Annotated in this window: 25 protein-coding genes and 1 pseudogene; 18 read left to right on the top strand and 8 right to left on the bottom strand. The window is 33.9% G+C overall.

Translation table 11 applies throughout. From position 1 onward, the window contains the following. Positions 1-52: 52 nt before the first annotated feature. Both ACIQZI_RS19655 and ACIQZI_RS19650 read left to right on the top strand, forming a co-directional pair. Positions 53-856 (top strand): helix-turn-helix domain-containing protein, encoded by an 804-nt coding sequence (locus ACIQZI_RS19655; RefSeq protein ID WP_062187914.1) that lies wholly within the window; start codon positions 53-55, stop codon positions 854-856. A gap of 53 nt (positions 857-909) precedes the next feature. Continuing rightward, positions 910-1,257: a metal-sensitive transcriptional regulator gene (locus ACIQZI_RS19650; protein WP_062187913.1), complete on the top strand. Its 348-nt coding sequence runs from the start codon at positions 910-912 to the stop codon at positions 1,255-1,257. A gap of 343 nt (positions 1,258-1,600) precedes the next feature. Here the strand turns inward: ACIQZI_RS19650 and ACIQZI_RS19645 are convergent, their stop codons facing one another. Further along, complete coding sequence (locus ACIQZI_RS19645) at positions 1,601-1,735, bottom strand: FbpB family small basic protein (RefSeq protein ID WP_403076307.1); 135 nt, start codon at positions 1,733-1,735, stop codon at positions 1,601-1,603. 249 nt (positions 1,736-1,984) lie between these two features. Here ACIQZI_RS19645 and ACIQZI_RS19640 point away from each other — a divergent pair, with 249 nt between their 5' ends. The 3 genes and pseudogenes from ACIQZI_RS19640 to ACIQZI_RS24315 all read left to right on the top strand — a co-directional run. Continuing rightward, on the top strand, positions 1,985-2,503 hold the full coding sequence (locus ACIQZI_RS19640) for a flavodoxin domain-containing protein (RefSeq protein ID WP_403076304.1): 519 nt from the start codon (positions 1,985-1,987) through the stop codon (positions 2,501-2,503). A 16-nt stretch (positions 2,504-2,519) separates the two neighbouring features. Then, positions 2,520-2,681 (top strand): Fur-regulated basic protein FbpA, encoded by a 162-nt coding sequence (locus ACIQZI_RS19635; RefSeq protein WP_157279719.1) that lies wholly within the window; start codon positions 2,520-2,522, stop codon positions 2,679-2,681. 4 nt (positions 2,682-2,685) lie between these two features. Beyond that, positions 2,686-2,918 (top strand): annotated as a pseudogene (locus tag ACIQZI_RS24315) (transposase); the annotation flags it as partial. Positions 2,919-3,105: 187 nt separating this feature from the next. Here the strand turns inward: ACIQZI_RS24315 and ACIQZI_RS19625 are convergent. The 4 genes from ACIQZI_RS19625 to ACIQZI_RS19610 all read right to left on the bottom strand — a co-directional run bounded on the left by ACIQZI_RS19625 (position 3,106) and on the right by ACIQZI_RS19610 (position 7,121). Beyond that, a complete protein-coding gene (locus ACIQZI_RS19625) occupies positions 3,106-3,534 on the bottom strand; it encodes a ribbon-helix-helix protein, CopG family (RefSeq protein ID WP_403076300.1) in 429 nt (142 codons plus the stop codon). Continuing rightward, on the bottom strand, positions 3,506-4,303 hold the full coding sequence (locus ACIQZI_RS19620) for a ParA family protein (protein WP_403076297.1): 798 nt from the start codon (positions 4,301-4,303) through the stop codon (positions 3,506-3,508). The genes ACIQZI_RS19625 and ACIQZI_RS19620 overlap by 29 nt, the downstream gene beginning before the upstream one ends. A 1,070-nt stretch (positions 4,304-5,373) precedes the next feature. Next, positions 5,374-6,042, bottom strand: coding sequence for an RNA polymerase sporulation sigma factor SigH (gene sigH / locus ACIQZI_RS19615; protein WP_403076798.1), 669 nt, complete (start codon positions 6,040-6,042; stop codon positions 5,374-5,376). A gap of 857 nt (positions 6,043-6,899) precedes the next feature. Further along, a complete protein-coding gene (locus ACIQZI_RS19610; protein WP_403076294.1) occupies positions 6,900-7,121 on the bottom strand; it encodes a hypothetical protein in 222 nt (73 codons plus the stop codon). A gap of 97 nt (positions 7,122-7,218) precedes the next feature. Between ACIQZI_RS19610 and ACIQZI_RS19605 the strand changes: the two genes are divergently transcribed. The 3 genes from ACIQZI_RS19605 (at position 7,219) to ACIQZI_RS19595 (ending at position 8,694) form a co-directional block, all read left to right on the top strand. After that, a complete protein-coding gene (locus ACIQZI_RS19605) occupies positions 7,219-7,611 on the top strand; it encodes a hypothetical protein (protein WP_403076291.1) in 393 nt (130 codons plus the stop codon). 474 nt (positions 7,612-8,085) lie between these two features. Continuing rightward, entirely contained in the window at positions 8,086-8,280 is a 195-nt protein-coding gene (locus ACIQZI_RS19600; protein WP_403076289.1) for a DUF6366 family protein, read from the top strand. A gap of 183 nt (positions 8,281-8,463) precedes the next feature. After that, positions 8,464-8,694 (top strand): hypothetical protein, encoded by a 231-nt coding sequence (locus ACIQZI_RS19595; protein WP_403076286.1) that lies wholly within the window; start codon positions 8,464-8,466, stop codon positions 8,692-8,694. 202 nt (positions 8,695-8,896) lie between these two features. Here ACIQZI_RS19595 and ACIQZI_RS19590 read toward each other — a convergent pair whose 3' ends face one another. Then, on the bottom strand, positions 8,897-9,814 hold the full coding sequence (locus ACIQZI_RS19590; RefSeq protein WP_403076283.1) for an aldo/keto reductase: 918 nt from the start codon (positions 9,812-9,814) through the stop codon (positions 8,897-8,899). Positions 9,815-9,893: 79 nt separating this feature from the next. On the opposite strand from ACIQZI_RS19590, the gene ACIQZI_RS19585 reads away from it, so the two are divergent. The 10 genes from ACIQZI_RS19585 to ACIQZI_RS19540 all read left to right on the top strand — a co-directional run bounded on the left by ACIQZI_RS19585 (position 9,894) and on the right by ACIQZI_RS19540 (position 18,967). Further along, the gene (locus ACIQZI_RS19585) at positions 9,894-10,028 is read left to right on the top strand and encodes a hypothetical protein (protein WP_403076280.1); all 135 of its coding nucleotides are present in this window, start codon (positions 9,894-9,896) and stop codon (positions 10,026-10,028) included. A gap of 404 nt (positions 10,029-10,432) precedes the next feature. Beyond that, entirely contained in the window at positions 10,433-10,642 is a 210-nt protein-coding gene (locus ACIQZI_RS19580) for a DUF6440 family protein (protein WP_403076278.1), read from the top strand. A gap of 273 nt (positions 10,643-10,915) precedes the next feature. After that, positions 10,916-11,617 carry a class I SAM-dependent methyltransferase gene (locus ACIQZI_RS19575; RefSeq protein ID WP_403076275.1) on the top strand — a complete coding sequence of 234 codons (702 nt, stop codon included), beginning with the start codon at positions 10,916-10,918 and terminating at the stop codon, positions 11,615-11,617. A gap of 270 nt (positions 11,618-11,887) precedes the next feature. Further along, positions 11,888-12,337 (top strand): DinB family protein, encoded by a 450-nt coding sequence (locus tag ACIQZI_RS19570; RefSeq protein ID WP_049681166.1) that lies wholly within the window; start codon positions 11,888-11,890, stop codon positions 12,335-12,337. Positions 12,338-13,416: 1,079 nt separating this feature from the next. Continuing rightward, positions 13,417-13,557 (top strand): DNA-binding anti-repressor SinI, encoded by a 141-nt coding sequence (gene sinI / locus ACIQZI_RS19565; RefSeq protein WP_403076271.1) that lies wholly within the window; start codon positions 13,417-13,419, stop codon positions 13,555-13,557. A 696-nt stretch (positions 13,558-14,253) separates the two neighbouring features. After that, entirely contained in the window at positions 14,254-15,159 is a 906-nt protein-coding gene (locus tag ACIQZI_RS19560) for an AEC family transporter (RefSeq protein ID WP_403076268.1), read from the top strand. A gap of 226 nt (positions 15,160-15,385) precedes the next feature. Then, entirely contained in the window at positions 15,386-15,973 is a 588-nt protein-coding gene (locus tag ACIQZI_RS19555; RefSeq protein ID WP_403076265.1) for a hypothetical protein, read from the top strand. Positions 15,974-16,207: 234 nt separating this feature from the next. Further along, positions 16,208-17,197, top strand: coding sequence for an S-layer homology domain-containing protein (locus tag ACIQZI_RS19550; RefSeq protein ID WP_403076263.1), 990 nt, complete (start codon positions 16,208-16,210; stop codon positions 17,195-17,197). Between the two features lie 435 nt (positions 17,198-17,632). After that, positions 17,633-18,178, top strand: coding sequence for a GNAT family N-acetyltransferase (locus ACIQZI_RS19545; protein WP_403076260.1), 546 nt, complete (start codon positions 17,633-17,635; stop codon positions 18,176-18,178). A 228-nt stretch (positions 18,179-18,406) separates the two neighbouring features. After that, complete coding sequence (locus ACIQZI_RS19540) at positions 18,407-18,967, top strand: DEAD/DEAH box helicase family protein (RefSeq protein WP_403076258.1); 561 nt, start codon at positions 18,407-18,409, stop codon at positions 18,965-18,967. 205 nt (positions 18,968-19,172) lie between these two features. Here ACIQZI_RS19540 and ACIQZI_RS19535 read toward each other — a convergent pair whose 3' ends face one another. Together ACIQZI_RS19535 and ACIQZI_RS19530 are read right to left on the bottom strand one after the other, a co-directional pair. Continuing rightward, the gene (locus ACIQZI_RS19535; RefSeq protein WP_403076255.1) at positions 19,173-19,328 is read right to left on the bottom strand and encodes a YjcZ family sporulation protein; all 156 of its coding nucleotides are present in this window, start codon (positions 19,326-19,328) and stop codon (positions 19,173-19,175) included. A gap of 236 nt (positions 19,329-19,564) precedes the next feature. Beyond that, positions 19,565-19,752: hypothetical protein (locus tag ACIQZI_RS19530; RefSeq protein WP_403076252.1), on the bottom strand; the 188-nt coding region annotated here is incomplete at its 5' end.

The following is a 19,752-nucleotide window of genomic DNA, read 5'->3' as shown; positions in this document are numbered from 1 at the left end:
AAAATGCTAGTACACTATATTGAACGTGTATGAATCAGGGGAGTGCAACCTAATGAAAGCCCTTACCTATTTCCCAGCCCAACCCGAAGTCCAGTATAAGATGGATAATTATATCGAGCAGAGACCATTAAATCGTCTCATCGGTAAAGATATTGCCTTATATTATCAGTTTAAAACCCAAAAGGAAACAATCAATACTTTTGCACTTATACCTGATGGTTGCTTTGATTTATTATTTTGTTGTTGTCCAAAACATTCATCTATTTTTCTATGGACGAGTCCACTCGAGCGGAGAGAGCAGCAACTTGATTTTCAAGAAGGCTGTGAATATTTTGGTGTTAGATTTCAGCCTGAGCAGGGGCTTTTGAAAATAAATTATTCGATGAGGGATCTTCTAGGTAAAAAAATCCCTTTAAATGATCTTATATCTGTAGACCCATCCCTAATGGAGAAAATATTACATGCAACTAGTTTTGTTGAGAGAATACGTTTATTTGAAGTATTCGTTAATAGCATATTGACTCCTCCTAGTAGTCACAATATAGTGAGATATTGCATTGAAAAAATTTATTTAGCAAATGGGAACATTAGTATTAATGATTTAACGGAAGATACCGGATATTCTGATCGGTATATTCGCAAGAAATTTGCAGAGGTAATTGGTTTTTCACCAAAGCAATTTAGTGAAATTGTTCGCTTTCAAAATTCATTAGCTATGATTTTTGAAAGCAATGCTCATAATCTAGCGGATATCGTTTATCAAAATGGATATTATGATCAGGCCCACTTTATTAAGGGGTTTAAGAAATTTGTCCATGTCGCACCAACCCAATTTATAGATAGTCTCTATCGGTGACAGAACGATGTGAGATTAATAGGTTAGTATCATATGTGCAAGGTGGATGAGAAATGGAGACAAAAATAAAGGAGACTGACCATTTAATTCATGATGAATGCAGTGTAATCTCCACTCAAAATAGAAAAAGTCACAATTCTGAAACAGTAAAAAAAAATTTAACGACACGTTTAAATCGCATCGAAGGTCAAATACGGGGAATTAAGGGTCTGATTGAGAAGGATACCTACTGTGATGACGTCATAACACAGATAGCAGCCACGCAAAGTGCCCTAAATAGTGTTTCCAAAATATTATTAGAAGGCCATTTGAAAACCTGTGTAGTAGACCGGCTGAATGAGGGAGATTCGGAAGTTATTGATGAGGTATTAGTTACCGTTCAAAAGTTAATGAAACGATAAGAGTGACGTGGATAACGGCATGGAATAGTAGTAGATAGTCTTTAGGTTGCTTGCTAATGAGAGAAAATAAGAAAGTTTGATAGGAGTGCTAAAGTGAACATCTGAAAAAATAAAGAAAACAAACATTTCTGGAAGGTAATCTCACCCTTATGTTTCCTTCCAGAAATGTTTGACGTGTGAACCAACTTGAATAGTAAACCCTCTGAAACCGAGGGCCTTGTGAAACAGGGCCTTTCAACCATAATATGTATACAATACCTCTTACAAAATCGTAAGGAGTCATACCTTCCCTACTGTGATATTAAACGAAATCGAATTGTATATCATACAAAAGCTAGCTGTTTTAAGCTAGCTTTTTAAGTTCATGGCGTAGTTCTAAACGTATTTCAATTTTTTCGATTGCTTGTTTATCATTAAGTAATTCTTGTTTATTCTCTTGCAAAAGATCTTTAAATGATTTTTTGTTAAGTTTCTTCAACACGAAACTCCTTTCTTTTCGTATAATTCTAAGGATAACGTCCTAGAAAACCCACATATCTAAATAATAAAACAATTCTTTTGTTTTTGTATTACAATCATTCAATAGTTTTGTAAATTATTTATGTATATTTACATAATAAAAGTAGGTGGTTATTAATACGAAACATAATTAATTGACATTGAGAATCATTTTCATTTATACTCAAATGTATATTGAAAAATATTCTCAATTAGGCAGGTGGGTTTGATGAAAGTATTCATTGGATATATCAGTTTATCTGGAAATACAGAGAGAATGGCTGTAATCATTAAGGATAGATTGGCTGCTTGTGGGTGTAATGTAGAGATGGAAAGATTGGATACGATCGAAGCGGATACCTTAAAGGACTATGATTTGGTCTTAATTGGTTCATATACATGGAATAAGGAAGAATTGCCTTATGAGGCAATGGAATTTTATGAAGAACTCGGGCAGGCAGACGTTCATGGCGTAAAAGCGGCATGTTTTGGCTCCGATGATTTATTCTATACGAATACGTATACAGCGATAGATATACTTTTGAAGAAAATGAAGGGGAGCGGGGCATATGTATATGATAAAACTTTAAAAATTCATCAAAAGACAACTACATATGACCAAACAAAGAAATGTGAAGACTTTGCTGATCAAGTTCTTAGGTGGAGTAACAAGCGGAAGAAATGGAGACTCTTTTCGAGAAGTCGTGTCCTAAAAATCCCTCATTATGTTAAATCTGTATCTCTATGAAGGAGGATTCTCCACGATGACTCAAACAAATATAAATGAAACACCAAATAAAGACGAGTTGATTCAAGAGTTATTGAAATGCGGAATTTATAAAAAGTATGATAAACAGCTATATGAACTTTCAATTGTGGTTCTTGAACAAGAGCTGTGGGAGTGGTCAATAAATAGGAGAAATTGATTGATTTAATCAGCCTAAATAACTAGTTGCATTTCCCAGAATTGATCCAAGTGTCTTTGAATCGGGTCCATTCAAAAATACTCTAAATCGATATACTCAAAGAGGCTCTAGTAGACTACGGCACATCTTGTATATTGTTATTTGTAAAAAGAAAAAAACAGATGGAATCATTCCTCGTAACAGCGATTAAGAGAGTTTTATGATAAGAAACGTGAAGAAGGAAAACCTTTTAAGGTCTAACAAATATGAGCAAGTTGTAAATCCAATTCGATTGACTTGGAGAAAGGTTAAAGCGTTTGAAAAATAAGACATAAGTTATGGGAAGGGAGAGAAGCGGATCATAACTCATGTCGAAAAAATCGATTAGTAGATATATAGAAGCCGGCTTAAAGCCGGCCATTTTATTTAGCACCTGAAAAGGTGATTATTTTTTTTCTAAAACATCGTAATCCTCTAATAATCTTCTAATTGCTTGGTTAATCAGCTTGGATTTGTCCCCTTTTTCGCCCCTAGCTGCGATTTTATCCACTTCAGTAGCTAGGTCAGCATCCATATAGAATGAGGTGAAGACTTTCTTCGGCTTTTTCTTCGGTACCTTTTTTCCAGACGCTAAATTTCTAAAATAATCATCATCATCATCGTTATTAACAATAACAACATTGTCATTGTTGACATATGTTTCAATTTTATTATTAATTTCATCCTCATCTTTGTTGTTGATTGTGACAACATCTTTGTTTTCATCTTCGGTGTTAATTTTGTTATTATTTTTCTCTGTATCATATGAATTAAAGAATGTCTGAGTAGCATTTGGCTTTTTAATCTTATCTTTGAGGTTGTTTTTGCTGGACACGTTTTTTCAACTCCTGTACAAAAGGATTGTAAAATTCTAATGCGTTTTTTAGTTCTGAATTTTTTTCAAATCCTGATATGGCTAATCGCCTGGTGGAAGCTTTTCTTCTTATTATCGTTTCAAACTTTAGGTTAGGATAATCTTCTTCGATGGCTTCCTGCATAACTTCATTTTCTTTAGCTCTAGCATCAATTAGAGAAAATAGAATTCCAGCTGTTTTTAATGTAGGGTTATATCGTTCTCTGGCCCCTTCAATGATTTCTAAGAATTTTGGAATAGCATAATAGGCAAACATCGAACCATCGAACATAACAACAGCATAACTACCTGCTTCTGAGTATGTACTTAAAGGCATGATAGTTTGTTCGGATAATGCGGGTGGTGTATCAATAATAATCCAATCGTAATCCTCCATAACAGGCTGGAGCGCTTTTTGTAGAGCATCTAAATTCAAGCCTTTTTCAAACATTTTTCTGGGTAAAGTAGCTAGAAAATCATTAGAAGGGATTAAATCTAAATTCTCTGTAACTTTTATGATATAAGAACGTGAGTCCTCGTTTAAAATGGCTTCTAAAATGGTCTTTTCTTCAAAGACATTGCAGATGTCATATTCGCCGGTCAAAAAGCTAGTTAAATTCCCTTGTCCATCCATATCGATAGCCAAAACTTTATCCTCTTTACTTAATAGATAAGAAGTAATGCCACTGCTAGTCGACTTGGAACAGCCACCTTTACTAATTCCAAATGTTATAATTTTTGCTGTCAACATTAACACCTCTTTCGATAAATACCATAAAGAATATGGATTCTTGTTTACTTATAATCTGATCAAGTTATCTCTATAATTATTGAATTTCATCATATGCATATATATTAACATATATAATGACATATGTTCTGAGAATGTTTTTAATATACATAATGATGACATTATTAACAAACAGATATATTTTATTATTGTTGACATTGTTATTGCTATCTAATGACAGATATGGACTCTGTTAGATGATTTTGATAAAAGAGTCAGGCATAGAAGGAGTGATTAATAGAATCGATGATTGTGTTACTGGAGGGTCAGGACAGTAGGGATATACGGTGAGATCCATATACACAGAGTCTAAATATTTTATATATCAAAAATGTTAATAATGATGAAAATAACATATGTGTTAACATATATAATGACATATATGTTGAAAACAATTTAGATGTATATGACTATAGATCTAATTAATTATAACTTTATAAAGACATGCGTATATTAGAAGTTTAATTTGATGGTATAATTGCATCCCTTTTTTAGTCTGATCATTTCAGTAATCTATTTTCAAGTAAAATTTTCGATTGGGGAATAAGGAAAGGACGATTTCTATCACCTTCAGGGAAGAGTACCCCTTCCTCAAGGAATGCGAGGGGCGTAGCCCAATGAGTAGCGAGGGGTGAATTGTTTTTTTGTGAAGTAGAACATTAGTTCATATGATGCGATATTCCTGAACAGATTGTTCATTGACAACTGAACATAGAAGGTTAGTACGAGAAAGGCTTCGTACTGTAACATGTTCAAGCTAAAACTAACAGCCGAGGCACACAACTGTGTCAACTACACTAACGTTAAGCGTTCAGAAATGTTCGATACGTTAGAAACCCCCACTTCAAATTTTTGTTAGAAAATGAAGTGGCGGGAGTATTCATATCTGCCTATTTAACATATAAGCAATGAAAAAACCACAGAAACTGACTTGGCCCTCCAAGCAATTTCTGTGATTGAAATTAACGACGTATTTAATTTTCACAAAAAAACGGGGCTAGTTATCAATGCGGAAAATTGACACGAAGTTATCAGATAGCCATTCTTATCTTCAAATGCTGTTCAAGTTTTCTTTTTACTCGTTGAAGAGCATTATCAATCGACTTTACATGCGTGTTTAATTCTTCAGAAATTTCCGCATATGATTGTCCATCCATATATAAGGTCAACACTCTTCTTTCTAAATCACTAAGCAATTCTGCTATTTTTAGTTCTATATCATTAGCTTTTTCTTGGTTAATGATTAATGCTTCCGGATTTGTTATTTTTTCTCCGGATATCATATCCATAAGCGTATAGTTTGATTCCTCAGCATAAAGGGGCTTGTCCAGAGAAACATACGAATTCAGAGGGCCATGCTTTTGACGAGTAGCCGTTTTGATCGCCGTAATAATCTGTCTAGTGATACAAAGGTCAGCAAAAGCTTTAAAAGAGGTCATCATATCCTCTCTAAAGTCACGAATCGCTTTATATAGACCAATCAATCCCTCTTGAACAAGATCTTCTTTATCCGCGCCAATTAAAAAGTATGGTCTTGTCTTCGCACGAACAAAATTCTGATATTTAGTAATTAAAAAAGTCAATGCCTCACTATCTCCACTATGAGCCATCTTTACCAAAACTGTATCTTCTAATTTAGCATAATTTTCAATTATCCGTACTCCGGTGTTTACACTCACTCGTACCCCTCCGCCACTCAATTGAGTTCTGATGTTTAACAAACCTATATAGAAATAATGAATTCATTATGAAACTAGCGCTTGTTGACCGAATTTATTATCTCTTGACCATTTCTCTATCAAATTAATAGTATAAAGGATAATAAATGAAAACGCTGTCGGAATATGGCAAAATCAAAAATACTATTGAAATAAGATAAAGTTTGATTAAGCATTTTTGTTAAGAGTTTTTTCTTATGCTAAAGGATGGCTGTAGATCATAATACATAGTGTATTGATAAATGATCAAACATTCGTATAAACCACTATCATTTCTAGTTGGGGGATAGCTTGTATCTTCTTTTTAGCTTATTTGTTTTACCCAGAGGTCCGGGTTCAACAAAACATAAATAGCACCTTCTACTGGGCGTGCTTTCTTTTAGTGATCGATACAATCTTGCAACTGACACGCCTATGGATCCTGTATTTCCTTTTATCGGGGGATATATTCGTGTTAAATAACAATGTAACGAACAGAAGATCGAAACGGAAAATAACGATCAAACGAAGGAAGGAACTCGGGAAGGCATTCACTTAGCAACAAGTTCTTATTAACTATTAGTGTTGAAGAGTGATACAAAAACTTAGACTATAAAAACATGATTATAACAAGGTTTATTTCTTAATGATCTAGGATTTTGTGTCAATAATTATTAACACAAGACTCTAGACGCTCTAGTTTTTTGACACAAAGCTTTAGACACTCTCGATAAATGACACAAAAGTCTAGACACTCTTGTACTACAACTCTGGTTATCAACGAACGAAACTTTATTTAACAAACGAGCCATATAATTACAGGATTGTATTTAAACTAAAGGGGAACCCGCAAACCCGTGTTAATGCCAAAGACAAATAAAAAATAGTCCCGTTCGGAACCATATCGCCGTAGCGCTCGTTTCATATCCTCGATTTCTTTGGCCGTTCGCAATGGCTGCACGTTCTTTTCTTTCATGATTTTCCTCCGATATCATATATTCAACGTATGATATTGTTATTTTAACAATAAGATCTAATGTTATCAACGATTTGAATGTACGGAAATATACAAAATCATACATTAGGAAATACCCCATCTTCAATTATTCGATTAGAGGGTATAATAGCTAATTAAGATTAAACTAAATTTTTAAAAACCATTGCGGAAGGACCATTCCATTGAAATATTTACAAAGGGATTTTTCCCTCGACTTAAATGAGTTAATTAAAGCTACTGAACAATCTTTTTATGAACATATCGAATTATTATTAAGTGAATATACCCCTACTTTTACTGAGAGAAACCAAAGTATTAACCTTGAATTAAAAAAATACGGAACAGACCCTTTTAAACCTGGATATTTTTCTTTCGTTTCAGTAGAAATAGAACTAGAGGAATCTAAAGAGAAATACAAAATTATAATTGAAGTTCCTATATGGAAGTGTCAAAGGTATCTTTTAGGCATATCACTTTCAAAAAACATCCCTGGAAGTAAGGTTATTGGAGAGTTAGTAACATTGGAGGAAGCTAAGAACGTGTTCAGAGAATTTATTGAAGACAACTTAAAGTAGGGTAAATATTGTATCGAACTAACGGGTGCTCAAGAATTAGGGTAATCATCTGGAAGCAATGGAAGGTACCGAAGAAACAAATCAAATCGCTAATTCAACTAGGGATTCCGAAGGAAGAAGCGAAAGGGTTAACCTACTGTCGAAAAGGTTATGGGTATATAGGTTTATCGAAAGTCGTCCAAAGAGCCATCTCAAACAAAAGACTAAAGCAGAGGGGAGTACCCTCTGCTTTAGAACGTTACCTAAAAGTACGCACTGTAATATAAATTGAAACGCCGTATACGAGATCCGTACGTACGGTGTTGTGAGAGGGGCGAAAATATTATCTTATTTTCCCTTTACTCGATTGCCGATAAGGTACTTTATGTTAACTAGATTTGTATAACATATTCATCTGATTTAACTAACAGAGCAGGATTTAATATGAATGTTGAAGAATAAAATCCCTTCAAGGAAAAAATACGAGGTGGTTTTGTGAACCAAGATGACCAAGACAAAAAACAAATAGAAGAACATAAAAAAAATCCAATGGGCAATTTCTCAGACTCTATTAACCGTTCAATGATTGGTGATTTAGGAGCATTAACAAAAGGCGGTTGTCTTATAAGAGTTATTACTTTGGTTATAATTATTGGAGGATTACTTATCCTTTCACAATGTTCTTATTAAGCTAACAGCTATAGTAAAATAAGCATAAAAAAAGATCTTCGATTGAATGATCTTTTTTTTAATGCCGATAAGCAATTTTATGTTAACTAGATTTGTATAGAGCATTCATGTGTTCCTTAGAAACCTTATTCAATAAACGGGCCAGATTGTTTGATAGTATAGGATAGATTGGAGGTTGGCCCTATGGCTTATCTATTATTCTTAGTGGGAATTATTTTTTGTATATGGCAGTTGTCCTTAGCGAGAAAAGGAAAGGTAAAAACATCTTTACTTATTGCTATTTTATTCAGCGTGATTGCAGTGCTAATGATTCTTTTTTCCGTAGATTTTGTAAAGATATATCAAACTATAATCGCCATTATATTATGGGTTTTATTCGGTTTAGCGCTGGCAAAGAAAGGCATCACTAATTAGCAATCGGGCGCGATTGTTGAGCAACACAGGTAGAAAATGATCAAACTTTTATATAAAAATCGTCCTCGTGAAATATTTAAAGAGCCTGTTTTGATCAATCTTTTTTTCAAAAGCAGGCTCTTTTATATTTGGAAAACAACATAATAAGACGTGTTTTTGATCAAACTTTTTTTAATCCCAACAATATTATAGAAAAAAGAAATTAAGGCAGTACATTACCTGCAGCACGATAGATGCCATACCACTCCTCGCGAGTAAGAAGGATATCACCTGACTTACAGCAATCCTTTAAACGGCCTTCATTCATCGTACCGATAACCGGTTGCATGTTTGCTGGATGACGCAATAACCACGCGATAGCGATGGTTGTGTTGCTTACTTCATATTTGTTCGCGACTTCATCAATCTTTTGATTCAATTCAGGAAACTTGTCGTTACCTAGGAATACTCCATCAAAGAACCCATATTGGAAAGGGGACCATGGCTGAATGGTAATATCGTTCAGTCTGCAATAATCAAGTATGCTACCATCTCTGTTCACAGCAGAATCATTTTCCATGTTCACATTAAATCCATTAGAGATCATATTTGCATTGGTAATACTTAATTGAAGTTGATTAGCAATGATTGTTTGCTTCACCGACTTCTTAAGTAATTCGATCTGCATTGGATTCTGATTGGAAACACCAAAGTGACGAACTTTTCCTGAACTTTCAAGAATATCGAAAGCTTCTGCCACTTCTTCTGGTTCAACCAACGTATCCGGCCGGTGTAGCAGCAGAATATCTAGGTAATCTGTATTTAATCTCTTTAAGCTTCTGTCAACTGATTCTAAAATATGTTCTTTTGAAAAGTCGAACATTCCTTCTCGAATACCGCACTTAGATTGCAAAAAAATCTTTTCACGAATATCATCGTTCATATGGATGGCTTCAGCAAATATTTCCTCGCATGTTCCACCCCCATAAATGTCAGCATGGTCGAAGAAATTTGCACCTAATTCAAGTGCTGATTGGACAAAGTGCTCAGCTTCGGCCTTTTCCAGAGAATTAATGCGCATACAGCCGACTGAAACAACTGGCACCTCTAAAGTACTTTTTCCAAGTTTCATAGTCCTCATGATATATCCTCCTTGATTGTAATTGTGTAATTTCATATAATGCGTTTGAACTTTTCTTCCACGCTGGTGGCAAAGGTATATGTATACAATGGAAAATTCAGCGTATGTACCCCTTATTGATTGTGACACACAGGTAAAGCGTGTTCAAGAAATTATTACGCAGTATTCAACCTTGTTCTCCATGCAGAAGGAGTTGTTTTTTGTAATTATTTAACTTTATTTTATAGAATATTTTCGTAAAGTGAATTAGTATTTATATTATTATAAATGGGGATATTTTTATGGGGACTTTGGATATTCATTGCAACTAACTAATAACCTTATTCCACAATCGAGAGCTTTAATTAAACAAGCAGCTAAAAGGATCTTCACTGGGAGATCCTTTTTCAATACCTATAAGGGTGATTATGTAAACTCTTCTTGAAATAAAATAAGAAGAGTTTTTTAATCTAGCTTATTAAGCTAACGGGGCAGGTTAATACAATGGGCTGTTTTCAAAAAAAACGTTGCTTTTTTACTACTTTTGCAATAATCACCTGCTAAGATCGTAGTATAAAAAGGTGTTATTTGAGATTTCAGTAATAGTGTTAACATTTAAATGAATATGGGGGCGAAAAAATGTTTAATAATGACTCAGAGAAGAATAAAGGCTCAAAGAATAGAGTTGAAGAAATCCTTGCAGAAAATGGCGTGGCTAATGGAAACAGAATAATAGTAGATAAAGAAACAGGAATTCATTATTTATTTAGTTGGAGTGGATATGCAGGGGGGATTACCCCGTTATTGGATAAGGATGGAAAACCAATGATAAAACCAAATAATGAATAACACACTTTATCTTGTTCAACTATATGGTAGCTTTAATTCAACAATGTGACCACCAAATTGGTGGTTTTTTCAATGTACGTAAATATACAAAATCATACATTCAGAAAAATTTTTATTCAACTAACGAAGCAGTTTAGTCCAAAATGAAATAGTAAAATATAGGTTGATTCAAGTGGAGAAAAATAATAGAATAGACAAAATATTCTAAATGTAAATTTGGTAATTAAGATGATAGGCTTTTCTATTTCTAAACTTTTATAAGGGGGAGAAAAAATGGAAACAACAACTTGGCAGCGACAAGATGTTACACAACATTATCTTGAACAGGTTCGAGGGGGAATTCCTTTTGGAGCTGAACAAGCCAAAATTATGCTTCAAGTAGTCAATCATTTTACTCGTAAACCGAAAAGAATTATGGACTTGGGATGTGGAAACGGGTTTTTGGCTGAAATTTTGCTTAAATCGTATCCAGAAGCTTCTGCCGTGTTATTAGACCATTCCGAACCAATGATTGAAAATGCACGTGTCCACATGAAAGATTATAGGAATCGTTGTGAGATTATACTTGATGATTTTAGTCAATCCATTGGGCAGTATGCTGAACCAGAGACAGTGGACTGCATTGTTTCTGGGTATGCCATTCATCATCTTCCTCATACAAAGAAAAAGGAACTGTATCAAGAAATATACAAAGTTTTAGCACCAGGCGGAGTTTTCATAAATGTTGAGCATACAGCTTCTGCTACTCCTGAAATAGAAAAATTGCATGATGAGCTTTTTATTGACCATCTTTCAATTCATAATAAAAAAGATAGACAAGAAATAGCTAAGGAATATTATAACCGCCCTGATAAAGAAGATAATATACTGGAAAGAGTAGATATTCAGGTTAATTGGCTTAGAGAAATTGGCTTTAAGCATTCGGATTGTTATTTTAAGTGGATGGAACTTGCTGTTTTTGGTGGAGTAAAATAAACAGAACTCAAGGTTTCTTATTCAATTAAATGGGTGCTTAATTCAACAGCGCGACCACCAATTTGGTGGTCTTTTCAATGTACGAAACTATCTAAAATCATACATTCAGAAAGACCCCATCTTCAACTAAAGGAACAGTTTAGTTGAAGAAGAATCCTTTTATTTCAATTGAATTAATGGAGTTATACGGTAATATAAAAATGAAGGAAATTTGATTTTTAAAAGGGGAAATCGTATTGAAAAATTCAATCATTGGTGGTGTGATTCTCATTGAAAACTATCCAAAAGATGTATGAGCATTTAAATTGGGCTAATCAACGTATTCTTGAAACATTGCAAAGTATTGAAGATAAAAATCAAGAGGTAAACCGTTTGTTTTCCCATATCCTACTTGCAGAAAAAATATGGATAACTAGATTACGAGGATTGGACAGTTCACGACTGCCCATCTGGTCAGAGGTCGATATTGAAGTCTGTGCAGAGCTTGTTATGCAAAATAAAGAGAGCTTAACAACGTTTCTTACTAATTTATCAAATACTGACCTAGATAAATTAATAACCTACACAAATAGTAAAGGAAAAGAGTTTAAGAATTCTGTACAGGATATTTTAACTCATGTAGCATTGCATGGTCAGTATCATCGAGGACAGATTAACTCACGACTTCGATCCGATGGTTTTGAACCAGTTAATATTGACTTTATTACATTTGTGAGATAGATGTATTCGGGGTAGCCTTGTTCAATACTAGTTTATGATATACGACTGTGTTCCACTGACGGGTGCTTTAGTGAAAGAAGAATTTGCATAAAACACCCCTTTTTTATACAGCTACCAGGCTTCTTCAGAAGCCGACAATGTTGATTCATCAACATTGTATAAAATCATATGTATAAACGATAAAAACGGACGGTTCGGAGCCCCTTGAGTACCAAGGGGTTTTATGTTTCGGAACTTCCGAGAGTTGACTTTATGTTAACTAGATTTGTATAGAGTATTCATGTTTTTACTCGCAACCCAAGTACGTCTAATAGTTTCGCCGACATATTCTCTATATTCCACAGCTTTAGTGTTTCTATCCATACCTGCCCAGAGACTAGGAATAACCGAAAAAGTATTTGATATTAATGATATAATTTATTTACAATAACATACAATTCAAGTGAAGATTGCGTGGGATTTAATTGTTAATTACGGTATTTTTCTATGTAATGGCAACTCTTTTAGTCATTAGATTTGCATTATTAGGGTTTTCGATGGTAAATGGGACATTTGTAAAAGACGTTGAGAAGGTTCTTGATAAACCAAAAAAATTCAGTTTTTTCAACCTACCCGAAACTGTAGGGTACTTCATTTTAGGCATTTTTGTTGTGGTTTTTCACCTCATATTTCCGAAGAAAGCCGCAAATATTCTGGTTAAAATCGTATACCTGTTAATCGGGATTCTGTTCCTTGCTTTCGCAATCTTTTTCTTGTATATAGTAATTACAGAGGGAAATTCGATTATATCCGATGTAACAAATAACAAATGGTAAATATCTTACAAAGAAAGAGCATCCAACGATGCTCTTTCTTATATTGTTTAATTGGTTAAAACTCGTTCTAAATACACTGTTATTTTCAATACCGATAAGGAATTTTATGTTAACTAGAAATAAATAGGATATGCAATTTTAATTATTAGGAGTAATTTTACTTATAACCCATGTATTACCGTTGTGGGTTATAAGAAACAACTGTTACTTTTTATATAAATGGAATTGTAAAGTAAAACACTTCCAATTACAGGGAGGTTAATCATGGAAAATAAACAATTAGATGAAAAATGGCTTCGATTAGTCAAAGAGTTAATAGAATCTGGAGTATCTAAAGAAGATTTTAAAGCATTTATAGAATTTAAAAAACTTGAAAAAGAAAATCAAAAGAGGTTGAGTACCTAAAGGGCACTCAACCTCTTTAATTTCCGATAATTGACTTTATGTTAACTAGATTTGTATAGAGCATTCATGTGTTCCTTAGAAACCTTGTTCAACAAACGGTAACGTATTGATAAAGAAGGTATTTTCCATCCAAGCTGGATGGAAAATACCTTGTATTCTTAATATGATACAAAACTGCCAGTAAAATGGTTGGTTTTGTCTTTTTTTTTGCTGTAATTATTAATCGGAAAGCAATATCAGTCTAAAACAGTAAAAATGAAAGCTGCCCCAGAGAATGTTTTTATATGCTGCAGTGGTAAAATATATGTAAGCTTTACAATGCTTAAGAAAGGCGTGAGGGCTGTGGAAGGTCGAAATAATTTGTCTTTTGATGAATGGATTATTGCATCTTATCGTATGCAGAGAGTGGATTTCTACCCTTTTCAATTTCACTCACATCACGAATTTGAGATTTATTTCTTCTGTTGATTAAAACCGTTCTAGCAAATGTTTTTTGCGTCAACACGCAATAAAATTGAATTGCGCCCAACCAGAGGCGTTCGTGATTCTTGCGTTACCCAAAAATAATATAAGCGAGGAGTGTTTACATTACCATAGTAAATGGTGTTGCTACCCTTCTTCTTGATATCACTAAAGAGACAAAATTTTATCATTAGCTTTTTAAAAACTACAATTTTGCAGAGGAGCAACTTAGAAATGAATCAAGCATTTATAAATATATTACTTATAATTTGTTTAGGTTATCTATTAAAACGTATAAACATTTTTAAGGAAAAAGATGGAGCAGTAATTTCAAAAATTATTTTTAATATTACCCTACCAGCTTTGGTCATTGTGACATTTAATTCTGTTAAAATTGAACCTTCTTTAATTTTGTTACCGGTCATCGTCATTATTTTTGGACTAATTTCTGCGTTTCTTACTTTTTTTGTATTTAAAAAAGAGGAAAAAGAACTTAAAGGCACTTTACTAATGCTTGCTCCTGGAGCTAACGTTGGATTATTTGCATATCCTATTGTTCATGCTATGTGGGGAACAGAAGGTTTAATGTATTTTGGAATGTTTGATGTAGGAACTGCAATTGTTATTTGGGTAATTGGCTATATATTAGGTAGCTATTTTTCAGAAGAGGGGCTGACACTTAAGCCTGTTGCAATTCTAAAAAAACTCGGAAATTCCATTCCCTTAATGACTTATATCGTTGCTAGTATTCTAAATTATAGCCATATCCAATTGCCTTCTACGATAATTGATGTTGCTACTACTATATCTAAAGCAAATATGCCGTTGTCATTATTATTATTAGGACTATATTTGAATTTTACATTTGACAAAAAATATTTTAGACCTATTATGAAATTTTTAACTTTCCGATACGGTTTAGGGCTACTTTTTGGTTTAGCATTATACTTCTTCCTTCCTTTCGATCAAATGTTTCGATATACACTCTTAATCGGACTATTACTACCAGTTGGAATGACAGCTTTAGTATTTGGAATTGAATTGAAATATAGGACCACCCATTTAATTGCCATGATCGCAAATATCACAATTTTGATTAGTATTGTCATATTATATGTTTTTGCTATCTTTATACTTTAAATTATTGGTTTCAGGTACGGAATAAGTCATAGATGAGGACTAACACAGTATGAACACATTATGTAGGAGTCTATTCGAGAATATAAGCAGTTAAAAGGATCTTTCAAACCCAAGGATCCTTTTTCAATACCGATAAAGGTGATTATGTTAACTTACTTGAAGGTCATACGTATTTCACATGGAATCATACATATATGAGTTTAAGTGAAATGAGGGTGAACAACCTATGAGTGTAGATCAAAAAGCATCCATACGAAGCATTTTAGAAGTATTGGCCCAAGAAGGAATAAAGACAGGCGATGTGGCTAAACAAATACCTGGCATAAGTGAAAAACCATTTAGACATGCATTAAAAGAGGCTGGATATGAATTTAGAAACTCTGGTCAAAAGGGTTGGTTTTTTATTGGAGAAGGTGAAGAACCCCATGATAAAAGTATTTTTGATTATGTGAAATCGAGTTCACCTAAAGTTCATACACCTTTCACACGAAGTAATCAGAAGTTCACGGAGAGTAATAAGGAATTCACGAATCATTCACCTATTGTTCATGAGCCGTTCACCCAAGATGAAATCCATATGATTAAGGAAATGCTTAAATCATGGCAAGAGGTTACCCCAACTACACAAACCAATGAGCCAAGTCTTTATGATCGCGTCAAACAGTTGCCACGAAGTGACAAAATAAGAAAGACGATTGCTATTGATCGTGTCATTGGTAAACGTTTAGATGAGTTTTGTGAAGCTGAGAGGATCAATAAGTCTGATGTGTTTCATTTAGCCTTAGCCGACTTTCTAGAAAAATATGAAAAGTGACCAAAGAAACAAAAAGGATTGGATATCTAAGAGGTACCCAATCCTTTTTTTGCCGATAATTCCTTTTATGTTAACTAGATTTGTATAAGGTATTCATTTGAAGCTTTGGGATCTAGTTCAGTTAATTCAGCAGGTTAGTTGAAAAAAATTTAACATTTTGGGTTTGTTAATATTTACCTGTTTAATTAAAGGTGATAGAATCATTTTAATAATTGAAGAATAGGAGATAACCCATTGAACAAATATTCGCTATTCACAGCTGCAACAGCTACCACAGTAGCCATTTCTAGTTTAGCAGTTCCAGCGAGCGCAGAGTCGAACCACCCATTTACGGATGTAGGAAGCCAGTATGATGAAGCTGTCAGCTTTTTATATGATAGAGAAGCAATCAACGGTATTTCGGCAACAAAATTTGGCGCAAGCCAAACGTTAACACGAGGCGATGCGGCCGTTATTTTAGCTAATATGCGCCTGTTTGATACGAAAAACGCTCCTGATGCAGGTTTTAGAGATTTAAATGCCCGCGTAAGGGGATCTGTCAATGCTCTTGCTGAAATCGGCGTAATTTCTGGTGTGACGAAAACAGAGTTCAAGCCAGGACAGACCTTAAGCCGTGGCGCAATGGCTAAATTTCTTGTAACAGCATATGAATTAGAGAAGTATGCAAAGCAAACGCCATTCACAGATGCCGGTGGCGTGTTCAAGCCTTATATTGAAGCTTTGCATGGAACCGGCATTACATCAGGAAAGACTAATACATCTTACGGCACAAACCTAAATATTACTCGTGGCGAATTTGCCAATCTGTTATATAGAACGTATTTCTTCGTATTGGGAAACGAAAATTTTTATATTCCATGGGTTGCAAATGCGCAAGTGATTTCTACTACTCAAACGAAAATTAATTTGACTGAAGCAGTGCCGAAAGAATATATAGCAGGCGATGTAATGGTTTGGCTGCAATTCAATGTTCAGTATAGCAATGGAAGTGTAGTAGAATTTGATCCTGCTTCTTATTTTCTTACAGCTGACCGTAAAGCTCTTGTGATCAACCACACGAATCTATCATTAGCCGGTAAAAAAGGAACGATGATCATTAAAGACTTCAAAGGTAAAACAAAAGCCTCATTTGATTTTGCAGCAGTGAAAATATCTTCAAGTACAAACGTGGATTCTTCATTCACTCATGCGGATGCTCTGCCTGCAACGCAAGCAACAAAGTAAATAAACACTAAAAAAGCCGGCATTATGCGGGCTTTTTTAGTGTTTATTTTCTAAGAGTTACCGTTATGAAGATATATTAAACATCATTGATCGTGTTCCTAAAAACTATAAATCTGAATTGGTGAATGAATCATTAAGGAAAATATTCAAAGATAAAGTATTACTAGAATAAAAAGAGGTTGGGTACCTTTTAGATACCCAACCTCTTTTTTGCCGATAATTGACTTTATGTTAACTAGATTTGTATAGAGCATTTATGTGATCCTTTGGGACCTTGTTCCACAATCGGGCCATTATCTTGAATATCGCTTAATAAGAAAAATTGGATATTTATGTTAAGATATAAAGAAAATTGTGATTAAATATACTTATACTAAAGGTCAGGATGCCTTAATTGGAAATTACTATAATGATAATCGAAAGAGGAGTAGGATTGTGTTGGTACATAAGGTAGATGATGAAGTCTCTTTGAGGTTGTTCAACAAAGATGACGCAGAGGAGTTCTACGATTTAACAATTAGTTCAAAATCCTATTTAAAAGAGTGGCTTGGTTGGCTCGATTATACTAAGAGTGTAGAAGATACTGCACAAAATATTATATCAAGATGTAATGAGCTTGTTGATAATGGAGGATATCCTCTATCGTTTGCTATTATATATAATGGGAAAATTGCAGGTACAATCGGATTTAATGAAATACATAATGCTAACAAAATTGGTGTTGTCGGTTATTGGTTAGGTGAAAAATATCAAGGTAAAGGTATAATGTCTAAAGCACTCAAAGCATTAATTGATTACGGATTTAATGACCTTAAACTAAATCGAATTGAAATTAGTGTCGCAGTTGAAAATAAAAAAAGTAGAGCGCTACCTGAAAGGTTTGGTTTCAAAGAAGAGGGAAAAATAAGACAAGCAGAGTGGTTATATGACCATTATGTAGACCACGTTATTTATGGACTCTTGGTTAATGAATGGAAATAAACTATCAATTGTTCAACACCCTACTTCAACTAACAGGGTATTTAGCAAAATAACTGATGAACTATATTGCAGTTTTAGTGTTGTACAATATTCCACAATTGGGCGCTTTAATTGAACAAGCAGCTAAAAGGATGATTATGTTAACTAGATTTATATAAAGTCTACATGTAATATTAGATAATCTTTTTAAAAATTGTAATAGTAGTTGTGTCAGGGAGGTAATAAGAAATGAAAGTATTCTTTATATGTGGACCGCATGCTGTAGGAAAAATGACAATCGGTGAAGTAATATCAAAAAAACTAGATTTACCATTGTTACATAATCATATGACATTGGAGCTAATTCAACCATTTTTAGGTTGGGTGCCAGCTACTTTTCAACTTTCTGCTCAATTTAGAACAGCTATATTCAATGAAATAGTTGAGCAATCGGGAAATAAGGGGCTAATTTTCACATTTGTAATGGCTTTTGATGTACCGCAAGATGTTGAAGAAATTAATGGATACAAAGAGGTATTTTTATCTAAGGGTATCGATGTCTTTTTCGTCGAACTAAAAGCAGATTTGGAAGAAAGATTACATAGAAATAAAACTGAAAATCGATTAGCTAAAAAACCCTCAAAACGTAATTTGGAACATTCTGAATATGAATTGCTTGAATCTTATAGAACACATCGATTAAATTCATTGCCCAGAGAGATAAAAGATAAACATTATTTTCAATTAGATGTAACAAATCTAACAGCTGAACAAGCAGCTGATAAAATAATTGAACATTTTAATAACTAATAGATAGTTAGTTCCTAATAAGCTAGATTAATGGGTGAAATCAGTACATTAAAAAGACCCTTTTTAGTGGTCTTTTCAATGTACGAAAATAACTAAAATCATACATGCAGAAAAACCCCTTGTACAACTAAGGAGTAGGTTTAATAACCATCTATAATTTAAAGAAGAACGGCCTATGACGGTCGTCCTTTTTGTTACTTATTTATTAGCAGAAGCCTCCGTAACCGCCACCGTAACCATAGCCACCGCCGCCGAATCCACCGCCACAACTACAGCCAACAATGATTAAGAGGATAAACAAAACCACTATAAAGGCAAAACCGCCACCAAAACCAATACCGCCATCTACACAACCTGACATATACAAACATCTCCTTTTGTATTAAAGGAGGCACTTACTACTTGCATGGGCTAATTAATTGTATGTTTAAAATAATGAAATGACACAAATATACGATAGTTATCATTATGCATGATGCTGTGCTCCAGGAAACCAGACCGACACTTATAAGGATTAGTTGAACATGTAAAAAAAGGCCTCAGTTAAAATGAGCCCTTTTTTACATGTTCAACTAATGTACATCGTTCAACAAGCCCTTAAGCTTCAGGAAACTCACGGTCTTCTCCAAATCCAACTATATCATCTAATCGAAGAAAATATTTTAGAAATTGTTCAAGCGTGGAACCATTACTATTACTTTCAACCTCTACGTTTTCAGGAGTTGTCGTATTTCGTGTAGGCACTAAAACAATGAAATCTTTATGAACTTCACTCACTGTGCCTT

The sequence above is a fragment of the Peribacillus sp. NPDC096379 genome (assembly GCF_044762875.1).
GTDB lineage: Bacteria > Bacillota > Bacilli > Bacillales > DSM-1321 > Peribacillus.
Note: the sequence above shows the minus strand (reverse complement) of the source record. Positions and strands in the feature narration are given on the sequence as shown.